Annotated in this window: 20 protein-coding genes and 1 tRNA gene; 13 read left to right on the plus strand and 8 right to left on the minus strand. The window is 69.7% G+C overall.

The annotated features are described in order from the left end of the window. Nucleotides 1-5: 5 nt before the first annotated feature. Both O6P37_RS23320 and tgt read right to left on the minus strand, forming a co-directional pair. Complete coding sequence (locus O6P37_RS23320) at nucleotides 6-1,223, minus strand: saccharopine dehydrogenase family protein (RefSeq protein ID WP_269896312.1); 1,218 nt, start codon at nucleotides 1,221-1,223, stop codon at nucleotides 6-8. 107 nt (nucleotides 1,224-1,330) lie between these two features. After that, nucleotides 1,331-2,566, minus strand: a complete 1,236-nt coding sequence (tgt, locus tag O6P37_RS23325) for a tRNA guanosine(34) transglycosylase Tgt (protein ID WP_269896313.1) — start codon at nucleotides 2,564-2,566, stop codon at nucleotides 1,331-1,333. Between the two features lie 69 nt (nucleotides 2,567-2,635). Between tgt and O6P37_RS23330 the strand changes: the two genes are divergently transcribed. Further along, a complete protein-coding gene (locus O6P37_RS23330) occupies nucleotides 2,636-3,052 on the plus strand; it encodes a lipoprotein LpqH (protein ID WP_269896314.1) in 417 nt (138 codons plus the stop codon). On the opposite strand, the gene O6P37_RS23335 is transcribed toward O6P37_RS23330, so the two are convergent. Next, complete coding sequence (locus O6P37_RS23335) at nucleotides 3,049-3,957, minus strand: haloalkane dehalogenase (protein WP_269896315.1); 909 nt, start codon at nucleotides 3,955-3,957, stop codon at nucleotides 3,049-3,051. The two genes, O6P37_RS23330 and O6P37_RS23335, sit on opposite strands and share 4 nt — an antisense overlap. Nucleotides 3,958-4,088: 131 nt before the next feature. Here O6P37_RS23335 and O6P37_RS23340 point away from each other — a divergent pair, with 131 nt between their 5' ends. Next, nucleotides 4,089-4,553: a lipoprotein LpqH gene (locus O6P37_RS23340; RefSeq protein ID WP_269896316.1), complete on the plus strand. Its 465-nt coding sequence runs from the start codon at nucleotides 4,089-4,091 to the stop codon at nucleotides 4,551-4,553. Nucleotides 4,554-4,664: 111 nt separating this feature from the next. Then, nucleotides 4,665-5,030, plus strand: coding sequence for a hypothetical protein (locus O6P37_RS23345; RefSeq protein WP_269896317.1), 366 nt, complete (start codon nucleotides 4,665-4,667; stop codon nucleotides 5,028-5,030). Nucleotides 5,031-5,032: 2 nt separating this feature from the next. Here the strand turns inward: O6P37_RS23345 and O6P37_RS23350 are convergent, their stop codons facing one another. Then, entirely contained in the window at nucleotides 5,033-5,695 is a 663-nt protein-coding gene (locus tag O6P37_RS23350) for a TetR/AcrR family transcriptional regulator (RefSeq protein ID WP_269896318.1), read from the minus strand. A 126-nt stretch (nucleotides 5,696-5,821) separates the two neighbouring features. Here O6P37_RS23350 and O6P37_RS23355 point away from each other — a divergent pair, with 126 nt between their 5' ends. The 5 genes from O6P37_RS23355 (at nucleotide 5,822) to O6P37_RS23375 (ending at nucleotide 10,895) form a co-directional block, all read left to right on the plus strand. Continuing rightward, entirely contained in the window at nucleotides 5,822-6,964 is a 1,143-nt protein-coding gene (locus O6P37_RS23355) for a VOC family protein (protein WP_269896319.1), read from the plus strand. After that, nucleotides 6,961-7,896 (plus strand): fumarylacetoacetate hydrolase family protein, encoded by a 936-nt coding sequence (locus O6P37_RS23360; protein WP_269896320.1) that lies wholly within the window; start codon nucleotides 6,961-6,963, stop codon nucleotides 7,894-7,896. The genes O6P37_RS23355 and O6P37_RS23360 overlap by 4 nt, the downstream gene beginning before the upstream one ends. Further along, nucleotides 7,893-9,413 carry a bifunctional 3-(3-hydroxy-phenyl)propionate/3-hydroxycinnamic acid hydroxylase MhpA gene (mhpA, locus tag O6P37_RS23365; protein ID WP_269896321.1) on the plus strand — a complete coding sequence of 507 codons (1,521 nt, stop codon included), beginning with the start codon at nucleotides 7,893-7,895 and terminating at the stop codon, nucleotides 9,411-9,413. The genes O6P37_RS23360 and mhpA overlap by 4 nt, the downstream gene beginning before the upstream one ends. Next, the gene (locus O6P37_RS23370; protein WP_269896322.1) at nucleotides 9,410-10,585 is read left to right on the plus strand and encodes a cytochrome P450; all 1,176 of its coding nucleotides are present in this window, start codon (nucleotides 9,410-9,412) and stop codon (nucleotides 10,583-10,585) included. The genes mhpA and O6P37_RS23370 overlap by 4 nt, the downstream gene beginning before the upstream one ends. Nucleotides 10,586-10,682: 97 nt before the next feature. Beyond that, nucleotides 10,683-10,895 carry a hypothetical protein gene (locus tag O6P37_RS23375; RefSeq protein ID WP_269896323.1) on the plus strand — a complete coding sequence of 71 codons (213 nt, stop codon included), beginning with the start codon at nucleotides 10,683-10,685 and terminating at the stop codon, nucleotides 10,893-10,895. A 6-nt stretch (nucleotides 10,896-10,901) separates the two neighbouring features. Here the strand turns inward: O6P37_RS23375 and O6P37_RS23380 are convergent, their stop codons facing one another. Beyond that, nucleotides 10,902-12,239: a phosphatase PAP2 family protein gene (locus O6P37_RS23380; protein WP_408633236.1), complete on the minus strand. Its 1,338-nt coding sequence runs from the start codon at nucleotides 12,237-12,239 to the stop codon at nucleotides 10,902-10,904. 208 nt (nucleotides 12,240-12,447) lie between these two features. Here O6P37_RS23380 and O6P37_RS23385 point away from each other — a divergent pair, with 208 nt between their 5' ends. The 5 genes from O6P37_RS23385 to O6P37_RS23405 all read left to right on the plus strand — a co-directional run bounded on the left by O6P37_RS23385 (nucleotide 12,448) and on the right by O6P37_RS23405 (nucleotide 21,849). Further along, nucleotides 12,448-12,714 (plus strand): acyl carrier protein, encoded by a 267-nt coding sequence (locus O6P37_RS23385; RefSeq protein WP_269896324.1) that lies wholly within the window; start codon nucleotides 12,448-12,450, stop codon nucleotides 12,712-12,714. Nucleotides 12,715-12,898: 184 nt separating this feature from the next. Continuing rightward, a complete protein-coding gene (locus tag O6P37_RS23390) occupies nucleotides 12,899-14,617 on the plus strand; it encodes a fatty acyl-AMP ligase (protein WP_269896325.1) in 1,719 nt (572 codons plus the stop codon). Continuing rightward, entirely contained in the window at nucleotides 14,614-18,780 is a 4,167-nt protein-coding gene (locus O6P37_RS23395) for a type I polyketide synthase (protein WP_269896326.1), read from the plus strand. The genes O6P37_RS23390 and O6P37_RS23395 overlap by 4 nt, the downstream gene beginning before the upstream one ends. A 13-nt stretch (nucleotides 18,781-18,793) precedes the next feature. Then, entirely contained in the window at nucleotides 18,794-19,480 is a 687-nt protein-coding gene (locus O6P37_RS23400; RefSeq protein WP_269896327.1) for a thioesterase II family protein, read from the plus strand. Beyond that, nucleotides 19,474-21,849 (plus strand): MMPL family transporter, encoded by a 2,376-nt coding sequence (locus tag O6P37_RS23405; protein ID WP_269896328.1) that lies wholly within the window; start codon nucleotides 19,474-19,476, stop codon nucleotides 21,847-21,849. The genes O6P37_RS23400 and O6P37_RS23405 overlap by 7 nt, the downstream gene beginning before the upstream one ends. A gap of 47 nt (nucleotides 21,850-21,896) precedes the next feature. Here O6P37_RS23405 and O6P37_RS23410 read toward each other — a convergent pair. The 3 genes from O6P37_RS23410 to O6P37_RS23420 all read right to left on the minus strand — a co-directional run bounded on the left by O6P37_RS23410 (nucleotide 21,897) and on the right by O6P37_RS23420 (nucleotide 23,070). Next, a tRNA-Ser gene (locus tag O6P37_RS23410) sits at nucleotides 21,897-21,987 on the minus strand. A 112-nt stretch (nucleotides 21,988-22,099) separates the two neighbouring features. After that, nucleotides 22,100-22,552: a nucleoside deaminase gene (locus O6P37_RS23415; RefSeq protein ID WP_269896329.1), complete on the minus strand. Its 453-nt coding sequence runs from the start codon at nucleotides 22,550-22,552 to the stop codon at nucleotides 22,100-22,102. Further along, complete coding sequence (locus O6P37_RS23420; RefSeq protein WP_269896330.1) at nucleotides 22,549-23,070, minus strand: tRNA adenosine deaminase-associated protein; 522 nt, start codon at nucleotides 23,068-23,070, stop codon at nucleotides 22,549-22,551. Before O6P37_RS23420 ends, O6P37_RS23415 begins: the two co-directional genes overlap by 4 nt. Between the last annotated feature and the right edge of the window lie 61 nt (nucleotides 23,071-23,131).

Consider the following 23,131-nt stretch of genomic DNA (forward strand, 5'->3'; position numbering starts at 1 on the left):
CGAAACTACAGTTCCTTGACGCCCCAGGGTGAGCCGTATTCGTTCAGCAGGTCGAGGAACGGTTGCGCGTCGAACGCCTCCGGCCCCAGCACGCCGCGCCCGCTCCAGGTGCCGTTGGCCAGGAGTTCCAGTGCGACAACGGGATTGATGGCCGTCTGCCACACAACACACTGGTGGCCGTACTCGGCCATCGTCTGTTCGTTGTCCACCACGTGGTACAGGTACGTCGAGCGCGGGTTGCCGTCCTTGCCGGTCCCCGTCACCCACAGCCCGGCGCAGGTCTTGCCCTTCATCTTCGGGCCGAGGGTCGCCGGGTTGGGCAGGCACGCGGCGACGACGTCGCGAGGGCTGACCTCGACGGGGCCGTTCGCACTGCCGACCGTCACCTTCTCGGTGCGGTCGAGGCCCAGCTTGTGCAGGGCCTTGAGCATGTCGATGAACTCGGTGCCGAGGCCGTACTTGAACGTGGCGCGCTTGCACTTGACCCAGCGCGGCATCAGCAGCACCTCTTCGTGCTCCACGTTCACGCACTCGACCGGTCCAATGCCGTCAGGGAAGTCGAACACCTCCGGCTCGCTGAACGGTTCGGTGACGAACCAGCCGCGGTCCGCCTCCCAGATCACCGGAGGATTCAGACACTCCTCGATCGTGGTCCAGATGGAGAACGACGGGGCGAACTCGTAGCCCTCGACGGTCAGGTTGGCGCCGTCGCGGGTGCCGAGCTCGTCGATCTCGGAGAACAGATGATCCGCGGCGTAGCGCGCGAACACGTCGGAGAGCCCGGGCTCCACGCCGATACCGACCAGCGCCAGCCGGCCGGCCGCCGCCCAGTCCTGCTCCACCGCGAACTGCTCGTCGCCCAGCTTGACACCGGTGAGCTGGTAAGGCTGGTCGGGATGGCGCTGCGACAGGCTCATCGCCATGTCGAGGTAGTCCGCGCCCCCGGCGAGGGCGCCGGTGAAGATCGGCATCACGAATCGCGGGTCGACGGCGTTCATGACGTGGGTGATGCGGTGCTCGCGAACCAGGTCGGCGACCGCGTCGGCCGAGGTCGCGTCGACCTGGGCGGCGGTGAACCGCTGGTCGCCGACCGCCGCGACGGCACGCTGCGCACTGGCCTCGTTGTAGTCGCAGACCACGATCTTCTCGAAGAAGTCCCGCCGCCCGGCGATCGAACAGAACGCCGCACCGACACCGCCGGCACCGACAAGAAGAATCCGCATGGGCAAGACCGTACCCAATGTGTGCGGATTTCGGCGAGCGTAGCGCCTTGCGGCGATGAAACCGTCGCGTTACCGCAAAACGGCGACGGATTACGTCGTGGAGTCGATCAGCGCGAGTAATACCTCCCCAGCACGTGGTCACGCAGTTCGTCGAACTCGCCGGCGACGATCGCCGCGCGGATCCGGTCGACCAGGCGGACGATGAAGCGTTCGTTGTGGATGGTGGTCAACGTCGCCGACAGCATCTCCTTGGCCTTGAACAGGTGGTGCAGGTAGGCCCGGGTGTAGTGCGCGCAGGTGTAGCAGTCGCACTCCTCGTCCAGCGGCGTGAAGTCGCGGCGGTAGCGCGATCCGGTGATGTTGTACCGGCCGCCGGCCGAGTACACCGCGGCGTTGCGGGCCACCCGTGACGGCGACACACAGTCGAAGGTGTCGGCGCCTGCCGCGACGGCGGCGAACAGGTCGTCGGGCTCGCTGATGCCGAGCAGGTGCCGCGGCTTGTCGGCCGGCAGCTCACTGCTGACCCAGCCGACGATGGTCGCGAGGTTCTGCTTCTCCAGCGCCCCGCCGATCCCGTAGCCGTCGAAGCTCAGGCCTTCGGCGGGTCCGGACTGCCTGCCGATCTCGGCCAGCCCGCGCGCCGCCTGCCGCCGCAGGTCCTCGTACTGTGCGCCCTGCACCACGCCGAACAGCGCCTGCCGGGGGCGCTGCGGGTGGGCCGCGGCGAGCCGGTGGTGCTCGGCGAGACAGCGCACCGCCCACGCGTGCGTGCGCTCCACCGACTGCTCCTGGTAGGCCCGGGTGTTCACCAGCGTCGTCAGCTCGTCGAAGGCGAAGATGATGTCGGCGCCCAGCTGCTGCTGGATGCCGATCGACACCTCCGGGGTGAAACGGTGGATCGACCCGTTGAGATGCGACCGGAACGTCACACCGTCGTCGTCGACGTGCGCCAGCCGCTGCTTGCCGTCGGCGATCACGTCGTCGGCCTGCAGCCGGTCGGTGTCCATGGCGAGCACCTTCTTGAATCCGACGCCCAGCGACATCACCTGGAACCCGCCACTGTCGGTGAACGTAGGACCCGGCCAGTTCATGAAGGCGCCGAGGCCGCCCGCCGCCTCGACCACGTCGGGCCCCGGCTGCAGGTACAGGTGGTAGGCGTTGGCCAGCACGGCTTGTGCGCCAAGCTGTTTCATCGACTCCGGCAGCACCGATTTGACGGTGGCCTGGGTGCCCACCGCGATGAAGGCCGGCGTCTGGATGTCGCCGTGCGGGGTGTGGATGACACCGACACGGCCGAACTGCCCCGGCAGCTCCGCCTCGACCGTGAAGAACCGCTCGTCCACGTCAGGTATTCAACACCTGCGGCCTGGGGATTTACGGCGCGACCCCACCGGCCCCCATACTCGGTGCTCGTGAACACCCGACTCGCTCTCACCGCCTGCTGCGCAGCCCTGGTCGCCGCACTGGCCGGCTGCTCGTCCGAGGCCCCGACCGGTCAGGGCAGGGTGGTGCTGGACGGGAACGACGTCGGAGCGGTCACCGGCGTGCAGTGCGCGGTCGAAGGTGCCCGCGCGACGATCACCCTCGACGGCGAGAAGAAGACGACCGTCGTGGTGGACGGAGGGGTGGTGGAGTCCGTCAGCATCGGCGAGGTGGGATCCGACGGCGTGGGCCTGGCCTACCTGCAGGGCGTGGCGGCGACGCCGGCCGAGGTCACCCGCGACGACGGCGCCGGGTACACCGTGACGGGCACCGGCATGGGCACCGACCCGGCGAATCCGGACGTCCCGGTGGACATGCCGTTCGAGGTCGAGGCCACCTGCCCCTAGCCCGCTGCGAGGAACCTGACGATCGCCTCGGCCAGTTCCTCGCCGGCGTCCTCCTGCAGGAAGTGGCCCGCCTCGCGGATCGTGGGGTGGTCGACGCCCTGCGCACCGCGCATCTGCTCCCGCAGTATCGGGGCCATCGCGCCGGTGATCGGGTCGCTGTCGCTGAACGCCACCAGCATCGGGGTCTCGCTGTCGCGCAGGGTGTTCCACGCCGCCCGGTTGGCTTCCGACGCGGGATCGTCGGGGGCGGTGGGCACCAGGCCCGGCATGGCACGCGGTCCCGCGCAATAGGAGTCGTCCGGGAACGGCGCGTCGTAGCCGCCGCGCACGGCGTCGTCCATCGGCCGGACGCATCCGGACTTCACGAATCGCCCGACGTCGATGGTGTCCATGCCCTGGATCGCCTCGCGGAACTGCCACCAGATGTCGGGCATCGGGACGTCGCCGGTGGGCAGCCCGCTGTTGGCGACGACGATGTGGCCGAAGCGATCCGGGTGTTCGGCGGCCAGCCGCAGGCCGATGAGCCCACCCCAATCCTGGCCGACGAGTGTCACCCGCCGCAGGTCGAGCTCGTCGAAGGCCACCGCGCGCATCCACTCGACGTGGCGGGCGTAGCTGTGGTCCTCGATGCGGGTGGGCTTGTCGGAGCGGCCGAATCCGACCAGATCCGGGCAGACGACCCGATGCCCGGCCGCCACCAGGATCGGGATCATCCGCCGGTACAGGAAGGACCACGACGGTTCGCCGTGCAGCATCAGCACCGGATCGGCCTGTGCCGGACCGTCTTCGACCCAGGCCACCCGCAGCCGTCCGCCTTCGGTGTCGTCGACCTCGCAATACCGTGGCGGGTAAGCGAATTCCGGCAGCTCGGTGAACCGCTCGTCCGGCGTGCGCAAGGTCTGCATGACGGCGAAGTTACCGGCAACCGTCCATGGCACGGCGAATTTGGAACAAACACGCACCACAGCGGTGGGGCAGGGCAATACTGCTCAGGATGGCCCGGCGTTGACGGGCCGCACAACAAAAGGAGAGCAGTGTGAATCGCGGTTTTGTGATCGCTGTGGGAGGTGCGGCGTTGGTCATCGCCGGTCTGTCGGGCTGTTCGTCGGATTCCAAGGAGAGCTCGGCGACCGAGTCGGCATCGAGCTCGTCGGGGACAGGTGAGACGAAGCTGACGGTCGACGGCCAGGAGCAGCAGCTGCAGGGCACTGTCGCCTGCACCTCGATGGGCGGCAACCTGAACATCGGCTTCGGCCAGGCCACCGGCGGCATCGGCGCGGTGATCAGCGAGGGCGACGACCCCGTCGTCCGGTCGGTCGGCCTGGGCAACGTCAACGGCGTGACGCTCGCCTACCAGGAGGGCACCGGCCAGGGCAGTGCCCAGGTCGAGAAGGACGACAAAACCTACACGATCAAGGGCGACGCGACCGGCGTCGACATGGCCAACCCGATGGCGGGCCAGATCACCAAGCCGTTCGAGCTGAGCGTCACCTGCCCGTAGTTCCCAGCCACAGCACGTCGGCGGCGTCCCCGATCGGGGCGCCGCCGTTTGTGTCTCCCGAGACCGCGGAACCCGCCGAACGGCACGAGCCGAGGGCCTAGTCTGATGCGCATGAGAATTCTGGCCGCGCTGGCATTGGCCGGCGGACTGATCGCCGTGCCCGCTGCGACCGCCTACGCCGCGCCGCCGAGCACCACCTGCGACGGCGCGGACTGCGTCTCCTACGTCAACCGCGGCGTCGAACTCGGCGGCCCGTGCAACGGCGGCACCCGCTGGGTCTACGGCCTCGACGCCTCGGGCAACACGCTGAGGTGCGGCACCCCGAACACCTGGCGGGCGTCCGGACCGCTCGTCGGCATCCGTACCAACAGCTCGTCGTGCGAGGGCGAGAGCGGTGTCGCCCAATCTCCCGACGGCCTGCCGCTGAGTTGCATCGACGGCCGTTGGCGCCACGACTTCAACCCGTCGTTCTACTGAGCTCAGGCGACCGAGTCCGAGCGCTGTAGCGCCGGAATCTCCGGCAAGGGGCGCTCGCACACCTCCCACGCCTGCTCTTCGGTCATCCCGAACAGCCGCAGCACGTCACGGGTCACGACGTCGCTGGCCGCAGCGTCGTCCCGGTCGGGTTGCGCCCGCAACAGGTTGCCGAGCCCCAGCAGTGCCCCGCCGGCGACGGCCAGCGCCAGCTCGGGATCGTCGACCCGGAACCGGCCTGCCGCAACCCCGGCACGGATGTCGCGCAACGCGCGTGGAGCCAGGCCGCGGTCCGAGATGAGCAGCGACATCCCGTTGGCGAGCAGCACCTGGCTCTCTTGCGGCCGCGCCCGGAACAGCCGGCCCGTCAGCCGGAAACACGCCGCGAACGTCTCCGCGGGATCGTCCATCGACGCGGTGTAGTCGTCGAGCAGGGCGCCGTGCGCGTCGAGCACCTCGGTCACGGCGGCCTCGAACAACTGCTCCTTGCTGTCGAAGTGGTTGTAGAACGAGCCCATGCCGACGTCGGCGGCCTGCGTGATCTCGAGTACCGGCGCGTTCAGCCGGCCTGCGGCGATGAAGGCCTGGGCGGCCGCGACGAGTGCGGCGCGGGTGCGCTGTTTGCGGCGCTCGGAACGGCTCACCGGGGTCTCGGACTGACTCGACATGAACCTCCGCCCTCCTGCGACCGCCTCACCATAGCAGCTTCAGTCAGATCTGATGATTTCGTCAGAAACACTTGACTGAGCGTTGCGTCGCATGTGACGATTTCGTCACTAGATGAGGAGGTCGTCATGGCGCTGAAGCTCAACCGCACGGCTGACGTGCACAAAGAGCTGCACAGCGAGGACGGTGCACGCCGCGGCGAGCACCCCGGCCGGGCCCGCAACCCGGTCATCAAGGTGGTCGACATCGCGTGGCTCGAGTTCGAGAAACCCGACCTCACCCGGGCCGAGGCGTTCGCCCGCGCATTCGGATTCCAGACCGCGCTGCGCGACCCCGGTCGCTTGGAGCTCCGTGGCACCGACGCGGGCGCACCGTGCGTCCTGCTGCGCCACGGCGAACGCACCCGGTTCGCCGGCCTGGCGCTGCGGGCCGCCGACGAGGTCGACGTGCTCCGCCTCGCCGACGCCACCGGACGCCCGGTCCTGCCCCTCCCGGAGTCCATCGGCGGCATCGCCGCCGACCTGGTCGACCCCGGCGGCATGCCGGTCAAGGTCGTCGCAGGCATGCACGAGCTGCCCACCCTGCCGACGCAGCCGCCGCTGACCGTCAACGCGGGCCGGACCGTGCACCGGGTCAACGCGACGCAACGCCCGCCGCGGGTGCCCGCCCGGATCCAGCGACTGGGGCATGTGGTGCTGCAGTCGACCCGCTACCTGCAGACACTGAACTGGTACCTCGACAACCTCGGGATGATCGTCAGCGACTTCCTGTACTTCCCCGGCCAGCGGGACCGCGGGCCGACGATGAGTTTCATCCGCTGCGACCGCGGCGCGACGCCCGCCGACCACCACACCCTGGCACTGGCGCTGGGACCGTCGAACCGGTACGTGCACTCGGCGTATCAGGTCACCGACCTCGACGCGCTCGCCGCCGGCGGTGAATACCTCAGTGAGCGCGGCTATCTGCGGTCGTGGGGCATCGGCCGCCACATCCAGGGCAGCCAGCTGTTCGACTACTGGCGCGACCCCGACGGCTTCCTCGTCGAGCACTTCGCCGACGGCGACATGTTCGACGACACCCTCCAACCCGGCTGGGCGCCGTTCACCGCATCCGGGCTCTCCCAGTGGGGCCCACCGGTGACCCGCGACTTCCTCGGCACCACACCCCGGTCTGCGCGGCACGAAGCCGCGTCGATGATCACCGCCCTGCGCGACCGCAACGAGTTCGACGTCCACCGCCTGATCGGCCTACTGAAAGTTGCCAATTCATGACCACATCCGTGCTGCGCACCGCCGACGCCTGGTGGGTGAAGACCGCATCCGGCGCCGCGCGCATCGCCACCACCGCCGGGTCGACCGCCGAACTGCTCGCCGACCGGGCCGCCATCGCCGCCGCGGCCGCGGGCGAATCCGTCCCGCTGGCCGACCTCGAGCTGCTCTCCCCCGTCACCGCGCCGTGCCGGGTGGTGGCGCAGATGACCAACTTCGAATCCCACGTCAAGGACTCGGGCATGGACCCGAAGACCGTGCCGCTCACGTTCTTCCGCAAGTCCTCGGCGTCCATCAGCGGCCCCTTCGCCGACATCGTCAGGCCCGCGCACGTCCGGTTCCTGGACTACGAGGTGGAGATCGGCCTCGTCATCGGACGCGACATCCCGGTCGGCACCCGGCTGTCCGAGGCCGACCTGCCCGGTGCGATCGCCGGCCTGGTGATCACCAACGACGTCTCCGCCCGCGACATCCAGCTGCCGCAGACCCAGTTCTACGAGGCCAAGTCCTACCCGACGTTCACCCCGGTCGGCCCCGAACTCGTCCTCGTCGACGCCGACGAACTGAAGCGCTTCGGCGATCTGCGGCTGCGGCTGTCGGTCAACGGTGAGGAACGGCAGAACGCACTCGTCGAGGGCGACATGCTCTACCGCCCGCTGCAGGCCCTGCAGTCGCTCACCCGCTTCCAGGACCTGGCCGCCGGCGACCTCGTCCTGACCGGCACTCCGGCAGGCACCGCGCTGAGCGCCCCGCCGAAGCCGATCGAGATCATCGGGAGCCTGCTGCCGCCCGCGGTCAAGTGGAAGGCCTTCTTCAAGCGCCAGGCCGCCAACCCGAAGTACCTGCGCGACGGCGACGTCGTCGAGGCCTCGGTCGCCACCGACGACGGCGCCGTCGACCTCTCCACGCAACGGCTGCGGGTGAGATACGCGTGACCCACGTCCCGGTCGCGGTGGTCGGCGCCGGCCCCACCGGCGTCGCCGCGGCCACCCTGCTGGCGCAGTACGGCGTCGAGGTGCTGGTGCTGGATCGGTGGACCGCCGTCTACCCGCAGCCCCGCGCCGTCCACCTCGACGACGAGGTGTGCCGGATCATCGCCCGGCTCGGTGTCGCCGACGAGTTCATGGCCCTGTCCCGCCCCGGTCTCGGATTGCGGCTCCTCGACCGCGATCTCACCGTGCTCGCCGAGTTCCGCCGCGACCCGCGCCACAGCCCGAACGGCTTCCCGCAGGCGAACATGTTCGACCAGCCCGAGCTCGAGACACTGCTGCGGGCCAACCTGGCACGGCATCCCCGCGCGCGACTGCTCGGCGGTGTCGAGGTCGTCGAGGTCGTCGCCGGGACCGTCGGACCCGCCCGCATCACCGCGGTCGACCGCACCGACGGACGCAGGCACGTGATCACCGCCGACTACGTGCTGGGCTGCGACGGCGCCAACAGCCTGGTCCGCGCGGCCATCGGCTCCGCGATGCGCGACCTGAAGTTCGAACAGCGCTGGCTGGTGGTCGACGTCGCCACCGCCGCGGACCTACGGCAGTGGGAGGGCGTGCACCAGGTGTGCGACCCGGACCGGGCCGCCACGTACATGCGGATCGGCGAGAACCGGTACCGCTGGGAGTTCCGCCTGCGCACAGGCGAATCCGCGGCGGACTATCAGTCGCTCACCGCGCTGCGCCCGCTGATCGAGCCGTGGACCGCGGGCGTGCCCGACCACGAACTCGACGTCCTGCGCGTCACCGAGTACACGTTCCGTGCCCAGATCGCCGACCGCTGGCGCCGTGGGAATGCGTTCCTGCTCGGGGATGCCGCGCACCTGACGCCGCCGTTCGTCGGCCAGGGCCTCGGCGCGGGCCTGCGCGATGCGATGAACCTGGCGTGGAAGTTGGCGGGCGTACTGACGGACGCCCTTCCGCGCGGTGCGCTCGACACCTATGAGCAGGAGCGTAAACCCCACGCCCGGCACATGATCGGCCTGGCGCTCAACGTCGGCCGCGCGATGACCGCAGGCGGCGAGCTCGGCAGTCTGGCCCGCCGCGCCGTCGTCCCCCGGCTGCACCGCATCCCCGCGATCGGCGCCAAGCTGCTCGACTCGCAGACCCCGCGGCTGCACCGGTCGCCGCTCGTGCGCCGGAAGGTTCGCGGGCTCGGGGGCCGACTGTGCCCCAATTCCGTTGTGCTGGAGGGTCAGAGGCTCGACAGCGTGCTGGGCATTGGCTTCGCCGTCGTCTCCGCGACACCGCTGGGCGCGGCCGATGCCGCACTCGCCGAGCGGGCCGGCGCCGTCGTGCACGTCGCCGAACCGGGCAGCGAGGTCGCCGAGTGGCTGCGCCGCGGCCACGCCACGGTCGCCGTCGTCCGGCCCGACCGCACCGTGATGTGTGCCGGGCGCGACACCGCTGCGCTGTTCGAATCGCTTCCCGCCCTTCGCGCGACGGCGGGGCGAACCCGATGAGCGCGACTCCCGTCTACCGGCCCGGCCTCTACACGCGGAAGGCTATCGTCGACCCGTACCCGCACTACCGGCGGATGCGCGCGCTCGGACCCGTGGTGTGGTCGGCCCGCCACCGGGTCTACGCGCTGCCGCGGTATGCGGAGTGCAAAGCGACACTGCGGGACGACGCCCTGTTCGAATCGGATGGCGGCGTGGCACTCAACCCGCTGAGCAACCGGCTGTCCAACGGAACCACGCTCGCCAGTGACGGCAAGGAGCACGCCCGGCGACGCAAGCTGGTCGCGCACCGGTTGATGCCGCGGGCGTTGCGCGACATCGGCGACGAGGTGGACCGGCAGGCCTCGACGGTGGTGGACCGCGCGGTGGCGCGTGGATCCGTCGACGCCGTCGAGCTGGCGTCGACACTGCCGCTGGCCGTCGTCCCCGACCTCGTCGGCTGGCCGCGCGATCAGCGTGCCCACCTCATCGACTGGGGCGGCGCGACCTTCGACGTCCTCGGTCCCATCAATTGGCAGTCGTGTAAGGCGATTCCACGAACGGTGCAGATGCTGCGGTTCGCCAGGCGGGTGGTGCGTGAGCGCACCGTGCTCGACGGCAGCATGGCCGACGAACTCCTGCGCTCGGCCGACGAGGGTCTGCTGTCGCACGCCGAGTGCCCGGCGCTGCTCGTCGACTACATCGCGCCGTCGCTCGACACCACGATCAGCGCGATCTCCAACGCGCTGTACCTGTTGGCCACCCATCCCGAGCAGTGGCGGCTGCTCAAGGAGGACCCGTCGCTCATCCCGAAGGCCGTCAACGAGGTGGTCCGCTACGAGTCGCCGCTACGCGCGTTCGCCCGGCGGGTGCGGGCCGACACCGAGATCGCCGGGACCGCGATCCCGGCCGGTGCGCGGGTGCTGGTGATGTACGCGTCGGCCAACCGCGACGAACACGAGTGGGACGACCCGGAGGAATTCGACATCCGCCGCGACGCGGGCAGGCACGTCGGCTTCGGCAACGGCGCCCACGCCTGCGCGGGCCAGGGACTGGCCCGGCTGGAGACCACCGCGATGCTGCGCGCGCTGCTCGAGCGGGTGGACCGCATCGAGGTCACCGGCGAACCGGTGTGGGCGGTGAACAACATCATCCGGCGCCACGAACGACTGCCGATCAGGCTCTTCCCCGCGTAGGCGCCTTGCCGGGAAGACAGGAGAACCTGTCGTCCCGTCGGGAAAGTCTGCCCTGCCGGCGATTACGCGAGGAAGCGGCGAACAGGACCATCTCCTCATGACATCGTTACGCAAGGTCGTGATCGCCGCACTGGTGGCCATGGCGATCGCCGGAATCGGCTCGACGGCAACGGCCACCGCCACACCTGCCGCCGACGCCCACGAAGACGCGGCTCACAGCTCCGAGAGCACGAGCAGCTCGAGGACCACCGTCAGGCGCCGCGCGCTGGAATACGAGTACGAGTACGGGTTTCCACTCACCGGCAGGTAGGCGACATCACCGAAGCAGGCGTGAAGCCGACTGCGTCCCGGCCGAATCCTCCACCACGGCGGCGTCGGCACCGGCCCGCCGGGCGAAGAACGTCGCGTAGAACGCGGCGCTGAAGGCCACCAGGGCTCCGACGGTGAGTGGGCCGAACACCAGCGGGTAGCTCGCCATCTCCTCGGCGAAGTACCGGCAGCACACCAACAGCACCACCAGGAACGCCGTCCCGGAAGCGACCAACTGCACCGACGACCGGCCGCGGCCCGAGGCCGGTTCGCGCAGCGCCGACTCGATGGTCATGCACAACACCGCGCCCGCGACGAGGTCGACACCGTAGTGATAGCCGAAACCGAGCGTCGCCGCGACGGTGCACACCAGCCAGAACGTGCCGCCCCATCGCAGCCACCCGGGTCCACCGCGGGAGTGGATGAAGACCGCCAGCGCCCAGGCGGTGTGCATCGACGGCATGCAGTTGCGCGGTGTCGAACCGTCGAAGGCGAAGGCCTCCGGCGTCAGTACCGGCGGCAGCGCGTTCGGCCAGTAGTTCCCGAGCTGGAAGCCGTCACCCGCGCTGCCGAACGCGAACCCCGGTCCCACGATCGGGAACAGCACGTAGATGGCCGGCCCGACCAGGCCGAGCACCAGGAAGGTCCGGATCAGGAAGTGCCGCGGCCACACGCCGGTGCGGACATTGCGCAACTGGTAGAGCGCCACGATCATCGCCGCGACGGGCAACTCGATGTACACCCAGTGCAGCACGGCGGTCAGCGGCGGGCCGCCCGCGTCGACGATCTGGCCCATCAACCACGACGGCTGTCCGAGTGCGTGATCGGCCATCAGGGCGTACTCGTCGAGCACCGCCGGCCGGAGAGCCGCGGTGATGCTCAGCCACGCGTCGCCGGCCTTCGTGGCCAGCACGAGCAGGGCGCCGAAGGCGACACCGCGCAGCGCGTTGGTGCGTTCGACGCCGCTGAACTTTCGCAACGCCACCACGGCCAACCCGGTGAGCACGATCATCGGTCCGTTGCCGACGGTGAGCACACCGCCGCGCAGCACCCGTTCCAGGGCGAACACCACGTCGATCGCCGCGGCCAGCGACAGCACGATGACCCGGTTGCGGTTCGACAGCCCGACGATCGCCACGCCGACGGCGACCCAGCCGACGGTGGCCGACTTCGGGGTGGCGACGTAATCGCTGATCAGGCTGTGCAGCGGACCCTGGAACCCGAGGGCTATCGCGACGACCTGCAGCCCGATCAGAAACAGGACGACCGCGCTGACGGCGATCGTCACCCAGGTGCGCGCCGACTGCACCGGCAACCGCAGTCGTCGCGCGTCGCCGATGAACACCACATGAATGTTAGGTGGCGAACCGGCGGCAGCGTGCGCAGACCCGGAGAAACGACCTGTACCGGATGCCTCGACCGACGGCCCTTACCCGACGGCTAGGAAAGCCTTCCCGCCGAGGACAGAACTCTGGCTTCCGCGCGATTACCGACGAGGCGCCGCGCGAAGACCATTGACCTCAAGCCCACGCAGACGACCTGAGGAGTCCGAGATGACCACGAACCGCCGCCCGATCCTCCACTGGCTCACCGCCCGGCTCGCGTCCTACCTGGAGGTCCCGGTGACCACCATCAGCCCCATGGTTCCGATCGCCGAGATGGGAGTCGACTCGGTGCACGCGATCAGCCTGGTAGGTGACGTCGAACTGCACTTCGACATCGACGTCGACCCGACGATGATCTTCGACTACCCCACGCTGTCCCACATCGCCGATTTCATCGGCAGCGCCGTCGCCGAGCAACAGCAGCAGGTGGCCTAGAGCGCGACACCGTCCGCGGTGCCCATCCGGTCGTTGACAACGGCAAGATATTTGCCGAAATTGACTGCGCCGCAAACCGCGTTTCCCGCATCAGTCCAGCAATCGGGGTTGTGGAACCGTGTATCAGCGACGATCATCGTCACTGCACTGGTTTGCTGATTCTGGCTCACCCCGCAGGAGCCGTATGAGGACGTCGCACAGCACGGATCTCGTCTCGCACCTGCGGTCGCAGTTCGAGGCCCACCCCGATGACCGCTGTTTCACCTTCCTCAACGAGTCCGGACGACATCTCGTCCCCGAGGTCACGGCTTTCGCCGCCTTGGACCGTGATGCGCGCGAACTCGCCGCCTGGCTGAATTCACAACCGGAGGCCGAGCGGCCCGTACTGCTGCTGTTCGAACCGGGCATCGCCTTCTGGCGGGCGTTCCTCGGCTGCCTCTACGCGGGGGTGATCGCGATACCCACGCCCCTGCCCGTCGATCAGCGGAGCATGAAGCGGGTCGCGGGGATTCTTCGCGACGCGGACAGCGGGCTGGCCTTGACCACGGAGAGCCTGCGCGGGCTGTTCACCGCCGGGATCGACGAACTCGATCTTGCCGGCCCGCTGCGGTGCGTGGCCACCGATGACCGGCCGCTCGCCGATGCGGACTCGTGGACGATGCCAGACCTCACCGCCGACACCGTCGCGTTCCTCCAGTACACGTCCGGTTCGACCGGCGACCCGAAGGGCGTCGCCGTCACCCACGGCAACGTCGTGCACAACGAGACCGTGATGACCCAGGCCGTCCGAGCACACACGGCGTCGGTGATGGTCGGCTGGATCCCGCACTGGCACGACATGGGGCTGATGGGTCAGCTGCTGACGTTCTTCAACGGCGCGGACCTGGTGACGATGTCGCCGCTGGCGTTCCTCAAACAGCCCGTCCGGCTGCTGAAGGCGATCAGCGATCACCGCGGGACCATGTCCGCCGCCCCGAACTTCGCCTACGACCTGATCGCGCGCCGGGTCACACCGGACCAGCTGACCGGCCTCGACCTGTCGTGCTGGGAGGTCGCGCTCAACGGCGCCGAGCCCGTTCGCCGCCGCACGATCGAGAGGATCACCGACCTGCTCGCCCCGGCCGGATTCGCCCCGTCGTCGATGCGCCCCGCGTACGGCATGGCCGAGGTGACGTTGATGGCCACGTTCAGCAGCGCAGGCCCCCGTTACCTCGATGCGGACGTCGACGCCCTCGAACAGCACCGGTACGTACCCGCAACGGGCCGTGCGGTCGCCCTGGTGAGCTCCGGCCCGCCTGCGCCGGGCGTCGAGGTGCGGATCGTCGATCCCGACACCTCGAATCCGCTGCCGGAGGACGCCGTCGGCGAGATCTGGCTGCGCAGCCGCAGCGTCGCCAGCGGTTACCACCGCCGTCCCGTACAGACGGCCGAGCAGTTCCGTGCTGAGACCGCCGACGGCGAGGGGCCGTACCTGCGTACCGGCGACCTCGGGCTGCTGCACGACGGCGAGCTCTTCGTCACCGGGCGCCTCAAGGATCTGCTGATCGCCAACGGCCGCAACCTCTACCCGCAGGACATCGAGGAATTCGTCCAGGACGTGCACCCGGCCGTCGCCGGATCGCGGGGGTGCGCGGTGGCGATCGACGTCGACGACACCGAACGTCTGCTGCTGATCCAGGCCGTCAAGACCGAACTGCTCGGCGAAACCACCTGCGCCGAACTGGCCGCCGCCGTCAAGACCGCAGTGGCGCGCGGCTTCGAGATCCCTGCGCCCGTCGTGGTGTTCGTCGAACGCGGCGGCATCCACCTCACCACGAGCGGGAAGGTGCAGCGCGCGTCGATGCGGGCAGCGTTCCTGAACGGCGAGCTCACCGACATCGTCTACGAGGAGCGCCCGCGATGACCGACATCGCCGTCGTCGGCCTGGACTGCCGCTTCCCCAAGGCGGCGGATCCCGGCGCGCTGTGGCGGCTGCTGCTCGACGGCGCGGACGGCATCGACGAGATCCCGCCCGAGCGGTGGGATGCCGCCGGACTGCTCGACGACGGCGTCGTCAATCACCGTGCCGGCGGCCTGATCGATGACGCCGATGCGTTCGACAACGACTTCTTCGGCATCGCGCCGCGCGAGGCGCAGGCGATGGACCCGCAGCAGCGGCTGCTGCTGCAGACGACGTGGCGCGCACTGGAGAACGCCACCCTCGACCCTCGGGGGCAGGCCGGTTCCAACACCGGGGTGTTCGTGGGCGTGATGGCCAACGAATGGGCTCATCTGCACATGAGCGACTACCGCACCATCAGCGCGCAGGACGGCACGGGCAACGGGTACTTCATGACCGCCAACCGGCTGTCCTACCAGTTGGACCTCAAGGGACCCAGCCTCGCCGTGGACACCGCATGTTCGTCGTCACTGGTCGCAGCGCATCTGGCCGTCCAGGCGCTGCGCACAGGCGAGTGCGACCAGGCGATCGCCTGCGGTGTCAACCTCAGCCTCACCCCCGCCCTGAACGTCTTCTACACGAAGGCCGGCCTGGCGGCGCCGGACGGCCGCTGTAAACCGTTCAGCGGCAAGGCGGACGGGATCGGCCGGGGCGAAGGCGTCGCCGTCGTCGTCCTGCGCCGGTGCTCCGACGCGCTCGCCGCCGGGCTGCCGATCTACGCCGTGATCGCGGGCAGCGCGGTCAACAGCGACGGCCGCAGCAACGGCATCACCGCACCGAACCGCTGGGCCCAGCAGCAGGTCGCCGCGACGGCCTACCGCGCCGCGGGGATCGAACCCGCGCAGATCGACTTCATCGAAGCGCACGGCACCGGGACCCTGCTCGGCGACATGATCGAGGCGAAAGCGCTTGCACACGCTCATCGTTCACGCCGCGACACGCCCTGCGCCGTCGGGTCGATCAAGGGCAACCTCGGCCACACCGAGGGCGCAGCCGGTATCGCCGGACTGCTGAAAGTCATTCTCAGTCTGCATCATCGAGTGGTGCCGCCGTCGCGCTTCGCGGACTCCGAGAACGCACAACTGCGGCTCGCCGACGGCGGCCTGCGGATGCTGGCCGAGCCGATGGAGCTGGCGCCGGGCACCGCGATCGCCGCGGTCTCCAGCTTCGGCATCGGCGGCACGAACTGTCACATGGTCCTCGCCGGCGCGCCGCCGCCCGAGCCTGCGCCGACGGCCGCCGGAACCGGAGTGCTCACCCTCTCGGCGGGCTCGGCAGAAGATCTGCGCCGCAACGCATCACTGCTGGCCCGCGACATCGAGGACAGCGACGCTCCACTGGTGCAGCTGTGCTGGTCGACCAATCGCATCAAGGCCTCCGGCAAGGTGCGGCTGGCGATCGTCGCCGGCGACCGCGCCGAGGCCGTCGAAGCGCTGCGCGGGGAGTACGCCACGGGCACCGCAGGCGGCATGTCGACGGGCTGGCTGTTCAGCGGCCAGGGCACCCAGTACCCCGGCATGGCGACGGCTCTCTACGAGACCAGCACGGTGTTCCGGGACGCCTTCGACGAGGTCGACGCGGCGATGACCCCGCATCTCGGGTCCTCCATCCGCGACGTCATGGACGACGCGGGCGTCGATCGCACAGAGTTCGCCCAGCCCGCGATCTTCGCGCTGCAGTACGCGCAGGCCAAGGCGCTGCGCCGGCTCGGCGCCGAACCGGCCTGGCTGCTCGGGCACAGCATCGGCGAGTACACCGCGGCCGCCGTCGCCGAGGTGTTCAGCCTCGACGACGCGTGCCGCCTGATCGTCGCGCGCGGCCGTCTCATGCAGCAGCTGCCGGCCGGGGGCGGCATGCTCGCCGTGCGTGCCGACGCGGCCGTCGCATCCGAATTCCCCCTCGACCTCGCCGCGGTGAACGGCACCGGCGAGATCGTGCTGTCCGGTGCGACGGACGCGATCGACGACGCCGCGAACAGCCTGGAACGGGCCGGGATCACGGTGCGCCGGCTCAACGTGTCGCACGCGTTCCACTCGCGGCTCATGGAACCGATGACCACCGAGTTCGCCGCCGTCGCCGCATCGTGCTCCTACGGACTGCCCGCCGTGCCGGTCTTCTCCACACTGCACGGCCGGCTGCTCGGCGATGACGAACCGATGGACGCCGCGTACTGGACCGCGCACATCCGCGTCACCGTGCGATTCGCCGACGCGGTCGCGGAGGCGATGCAGGCCGAGCCCACGCATCTCGTCGAGTTCGGCGCCAAACGCACGCTCGCGCAGATGATCACGCGATCGCATGAGGGTGCGCCCCCGGCTCTGGCCGTCGGCACCGACCTCACCGGAGCCGTTGCCGCGCTGTACCGGGACGGCCTCGACCCCGAGTGGGACCTGTTGTACCCGGCGGAGGCCCGGGCCGTCCACCGACTCAGCGGCTACTCGTTCAGCACCGCCAACCGGTTCTGGTTCACCGAACCGACTGCGGCAGTGGCCGGGCCGGCGAATGTCTCAACGAAGGATTCGACGATGGACGATCTCATCGCGCTGTTCCGCGAGCAGGCGGCCGTGCTCGCCGCATACGGACAGGGCAAGGCACCGACGCCCGCGCCGACTGCAGTTGCGCCGCAGGCGAATCCGGCCGTCGACACGACGGCGATCGTGCGCTCCGAGATCGCGCGGGTCAGCGGGTTCCCCGAGCAGGATCTGCGCAGCGCCCAGACCATCGTCGGCGACCTCGGGTTCGACTCGATCATGGTGGCCGACGTCTTCAGCGGGCTGGCACGAAAGCTCCCCGGGCTGGCCATCGACCCGGCCGGCTTCGGCCCCGCCACCACACTCGCCGACGTGGTCGGCATGGCAGGCGGGCAGGAGACCCCCTCGGCGACAACGGCACCCGCAGCGGCGCCGGCCGTCCGCCCGCAGTTCCGGATCGGCGAGTTCGACGAGGTGAAGGCGCTGGCCGAGCGGTTCGCATTCGCCGCGGCCATCGGCGTCGACAACCCCTACTTCAAGGTCAACGACGGCGTCACCCGCGACACCTCGATCATCGACGGTGCCGAGGTGATCAACTTCTCCAGCTACAACTACCTGGGGATGTCGGGCCACCCCGCGGTCGCCGAGGCGGTGTCGAACGCGGTGCGCCGATGGGGCAGCTCGTGCTCGGCGTCTCGGCCCATCTCGGGTGAGAAGCCCGTGCATCGTGAGCTGGAGCTCGCGCTGGCCGAACTGCTCGGCACCGAGGACGCGATCGCCCTCGTCAGCGGCCACGCCACCAACGTCACGGTGATCGGGCACCTACTCGGCCAGGGCGACCTGGTGATCCACGACAGCCTCGCGCACGACAGCATCATGCAGGGCTGCATCCTGTCGGGCGCCACCCGCCGGCCGTTCCCGCACAACGACCACGCCGCGCTCGACGAACTGCTCACCGGCATCCGTCACCAGTACCGCCGGGTGCTGGTGATCATCGAGGGCGTCTACAGCCAGGACGGCGACATCCCCGACCTGCCCGCCTTCATCGACGTCAAGCGCAGGCACCAGGCGCTGCTCATGATCGACGAGGCGCACAGCATCGGCGTGCTCGGCGAGACCGGCGGCGGCATCGGAGAACACTTCGGCGTCGACCGCAACGACGTCGAGCTGTGGTCCGGCACCATGTCGAAGTCGCTGGCCGGCTGCGGCGGCTACGTCGGCGGCAGCAGGGAGCTGATCGAGTTCCTCAAGTACACGACGCCGGGCTTCGTCTACAGCGTCGGCATGCCACCACCGACCGCGGCGGCCTCACTCGCCGCGATCCGCGCGATGCGCAGCGAGCCCGAGCACCTGCGACGGCTGCACGAGCTGTCCGCACTGTTCCTCACGCTCGCCCGGGAAGCCGGCCTCGACACCGGCGACAGCGCGGGCACACCCGTCGTCCCCTGCATCGTGGGCAGCTCGGCCACCGCGCTGAAGCTGTCCAACGCGCTGCTGGGCCGCGGCATCAACGCCAACCCGATCATCTACCCGGCCGTGCCGGAGGACAAAGCGCGACTGCGCTTCTTCGTCACCAGCTGCCATTCCGACGAGCAGATCCGGTACACGGTGAAAGCGATCGCCGAGGAACTCGCATTCCTCACGGAAGCCCACTGAGGCGGGTGTCACGATGCGGTTGCTCTGCTTCCATCACGCCGGCGGCGCCGGGGCGATGTTCAACGGCTGGAACAAGGCGCTCGGTCCGGCGGTCGACGTCGTCGCGGTCGAGGTGCACAACCGCGAGCGATTCGCCACGCTGAGCCAACTCGTCGACCACCTCGACGATCAACTGCGGCCTGCGCTCGACGGCCCCCATGCGTTCTTCGGCCACAGCTTCGGCGCCCTGCTGGCCTACCGGTTGGCCTGTGTGCGCGCCGCGTCGGGCGCCCCGATGCCGCGTGCACTCGTGGTGTCCTCCTTCCCTCCCCCGCACCTCCCGGCACCGATCCCCCACCACCTCGACGATCACCAGATGACGGCGCTGCTCTCCGACCTCGGCGGCATCCCGCCGGAGGTCGCCGAATGGCCCGCGCTGCGCGACGGCGCCGTCAAGGCGGCGCGAATCGACCTGCGGCTGTGCAGCACCGACGACGGCAGCCGACCCGTGGTGCTCACGTGTCCCATCCACGCCTTCGGCGGCAGCGACGACCCGCTGGTCACGGAATCCGATCTGCAGGAATGGAGTTCACGCACAACGGGGGCGTGCTCCGTGCACATGCTGCGCGGCGGCCACTTCTATCTCGATGACGGGCCGCCGTTGTTCACCGCCCTGCTGCCGCTGCTGGCCCGGCTCCCGGCGGTGAGCCGGACATGCTGACCCGGCTGGCAGTTCTCACGGTGCGACGGCCGAAGCTGATCCTGCTCGCCGTCCTCGCCCTGCTCGGCGTCAGCCTCGTCTTCGGCGCCACCGTGTCCCAGAAGCTCGGCGTCGGCGGGTTCGTCGACCCCGCCGCGGAGTCGTCACAGGTCGCCGAGTTCCTCGATCAGAACTTCCCCACGACACCGAACCTGCTGCTGGAGATGGTCGCCCGGGACGGCGCCGCGGACAGTCCCGAGGTCGCGGCGGCCGCCGACCGGGTGCGACGACTCGTCGAGACCGAACCGACGGCGAAGGTGGTCGGCTCGCTGAGCCGGCCGTCGGCCATCCTGGTACACGTCGGCGGCACCACCGACGAGGCCACCAAGACGGCGATCCGGATCATCGACGGGCTGCCCACCGACGACGCCGCGGTCGACGTGCGTGCGGGTGGCCCGCTGGGCGTGTCGGTGGAGATCGAGGACCGGGTCAGCAAGGACCTCGTCGTCAGCGAGAGCATCGCGCTGCCCATCCTGCTCGCCGTGCTGGTGATCGTCTTCGGCGGCCTCGTCGCCGCCTTCCTCCCCCTCGCCATCGGGATCACGTCGATCGTCATGACGCTGCTGGTGCTGGCGATCATGGTCGCCGTCACCGACGTGTCGGTGCACGCGCTCACCGTCGCAACGGCATTCGGGCTCGGGCTGTCCATCGACTTCGGCCTGCTGATGGTGTCGCGATTCCGCGAGGAACGCGCACTGGGCAGGGACCACGAAGCGGCCATCGTCGCCACCGTCACGACTGCGGGCCGGACGATCATCTTCAGCGCAGCGACAGTCACGCTCGCCATGTCGGGGCTGCTGGTGTTCCCGCTGTACTTCCTGCGGTCGACGGCACTCACCGCGAGTGCCGTCGTGATCCTCTCGGCACTCAGTGCGATCGTCGTGTTGCCTGCGCTGCTGGCTCTGCTCGGCCGCCGCATCGATTCGCTGGCGGTGATCCGGCGGAAAGTCCCGCTCTCGGCCGAGTCGGCATTCTGGCGGCGATGCGCCGAGGCGGTGACGAAAAGGCCGCTGCAGTGCGCACTCCCGGTGATCGCGGTGCTGCTGTTGCTCGGCATTCCCTTCCTCGGCGTCCAACTCGCCATGCCCGACGAACGCGCACTGCCTGCCGATTCCGATGCCCGCCTGGTGGCCGAATCGCTGAAGGAGGACTTCGCGGCGGACAGCTCACAGGCGGTCACACTGCTGGCCCGCAACGACATCCGTGCCCTCGATGAGCTGGCCGCGTCGGCGTCGGCGATGGACGACGTGGTGCGGGTGGTCGCGCCCGGCGGCACCTACGAGCGCGGCGAACGCATCGCCGGTCCGGCGCCGGGATTCGAGAACAACGGCGCCGCCTACGGTCTGGTCTACCTGTCGGTGGACGCCCAGTCCGACGCCGCACAGCAGGTCGTGCACGCGATCCGGTCGGACGCCGTCGACCGTCAGGTGCAGATCGGCGGGCCGACCGCCACACTGATCGACACCAGCGCCGCGGTCGGCGACCGCCTTCCGACGGCGGTCCTGCTGATCGCGCTGGCCACGTTCGTGCTGCTGTTCCTGTTCACCGGCAGCATCGTCGTGCCGCTCAAGGCGCTCGTGCTGAACCTGCTGATGCTGAGCGCCGTGCTCGGCACGATGGTCTGGGTCTTCCAGGACGGGCATCTGGCGTCGTTTCTCGGGGTCACGCCCGCGCCGCTGAACCTGTCGATGGTCGTGCTGCTCTGCTGCATCGCGTTCAGCCTGTCCGTCGACTACGAGATCTTCCTGCTCAGCCGCATCAAGGAGGCTCGCGACGCGGGGCTGTCGAACAACGACGCCATCGTCGTCGGCCTGGCCCGGGTGGGCCGGATCATCAGTAGCGCAGCGCTGTTGCTCACCATCACGCTGTTGTCGTTCGCCAACGGGCTGTCGTTCATGAAGATGTTCGGCATCGGCACCGCGCTGGCCATCGTCATCGACGCCACCGTGATCCGCGGTGTCGTGGTGCCTGCGTTCCTGCGCGTCGCGGGCGATCTGAACTGGTGGGCGCCCGGGCCGCTGAAGCGGCTGCACGCGCGCATCGGCTTCAGCGAGGCGCCGGCCGCAACGGCGCAACCTGTGGGGGACGACGAGACGCTGCGACTTCCAACGGTGCGCGCACCTGAGCCCGACACCGTCCGGTTGCCGGCGCCGCCACCCCGACGCGACGAGGACACCGTGCGACTTCCGCCGAAGCGTGCACCGGAACCCGAGACCGTCCGGCAGCGGGTCCGGCGCGAGGAGGACACCGTGCGACTCCCACCGGCAGGTGGGCCGGAATCCGAAACAGTGCGACACCGGGTGCCGAGGGTGCACCGGCCGCCTCGATGAGCGGGCATGAAACAGCCCCTCACCTGAATCAACAGGTTCGGGGCTTGTGGCGGTGGCGGAGGGATTTGAACCCTCGGACGGGGGTTACCCGTCACACGCTTTCGAGGCGTGCTCCTTAGGCCGCTCGGACACGCCACCGTGTGGCAGCTTACCGAAGCTCGCCGGACGGCCCTAATCGCGCTCGTTTTTGCGCTGAGGGTCGTCGATCGGGGCGGGCAACAGCCACTGGCGCAAAAACGACGGCAGCTTGCTACCGCTGCTTGGCGAAGAACGCCTCCAGCGGCGCCGCGCACTCGTCGGCCAGCACGCCGCCGCGCACCTGCGGCCGGTGGTTGAGCCGGCGGTCGCGCACCACGTCCCACAGCGACCCGACGGCGCCGGTCTTGGGCTCCCACGCCCCGAACACCAACCGCTCCACCCTCGCCAGCACCAGCGCGCCCGCGCACATCGTGCAGGGCTCGACGGTCACCGCGAGCGTCGCGCCCTCGAGCCGCCAGCCGTCGGCGCCCAGGGCCGCGGCCGCCCGCAGGGCCAGGATCTCCGCGTGTGCGGTCGGGTCGCCCAGCTCCTCGCGGGCGTTGGCGGCGCGGGCCAGTTCGGTGCCGTCGGCGGCCACCACCACCGCCCCGATCGGCACGTCGCGCGGCCCGGCCATGGCGGCCGCGGAGAGCGCCGCGCGGATCAGCTGCTCGTCGGAGCTCACCGATCGAGACGGTCGAGCACGGCCGACAACTCGTCGGCGAACCCCATCTCCCGGGCGATGCGGCCGAGCTGCTCGTCGGCGTAGAGATCGGTCTCGTCGAGGATCACGCCGAGCACCGCGCCCGGCAGACCGACGTCGGACAGCAGCCCGACATCCCCTTCGGAGAACGGGTCGGCGTCGTCGAGATCCTCGGCACTGATGTCGGCGTCCAGCTCCTCGAGCACCTCGGCCGCGATGTCGTAGTCGAGCGCGGCGGTGGCATCGGACAGCAGCAGGCGGGTGCCCGCGGGCGCCGGTCGGACGATCACGAAGAACTCGTCGTCGACGTCGAGGAGCCCGAACACCGCACCCGCGCTGCGCAACTCGCGCAGCTCCGTCTCGGCCGCCGACAGGCTGCGCAGCGCCGCCCGCCGCATCGCCGTGCAGCGCCACTTGCCGTCCTCGCGGACGACGGCCACTCCGAAGCCGTCGGGCGCGTCGACAGCCTGGTTCTGCGCCGGTGCCCGCTGTGCTCCCATGTGGGCCTACGCTAGTCGCCGACCAGGGACTTTGACCAGAATGGCCGGCCCGAACCCGCCC

Source organism: Mycobacterium hippophais, from assembly GCF_027529605.1.
Taxonomy (GTDB): Bacteria; Actinomycetota; Actinomycetes; order Mycobacteriales; family Mycobacteriaceae; genus Mycobacterium; species Mycobacterium arseniciresistens.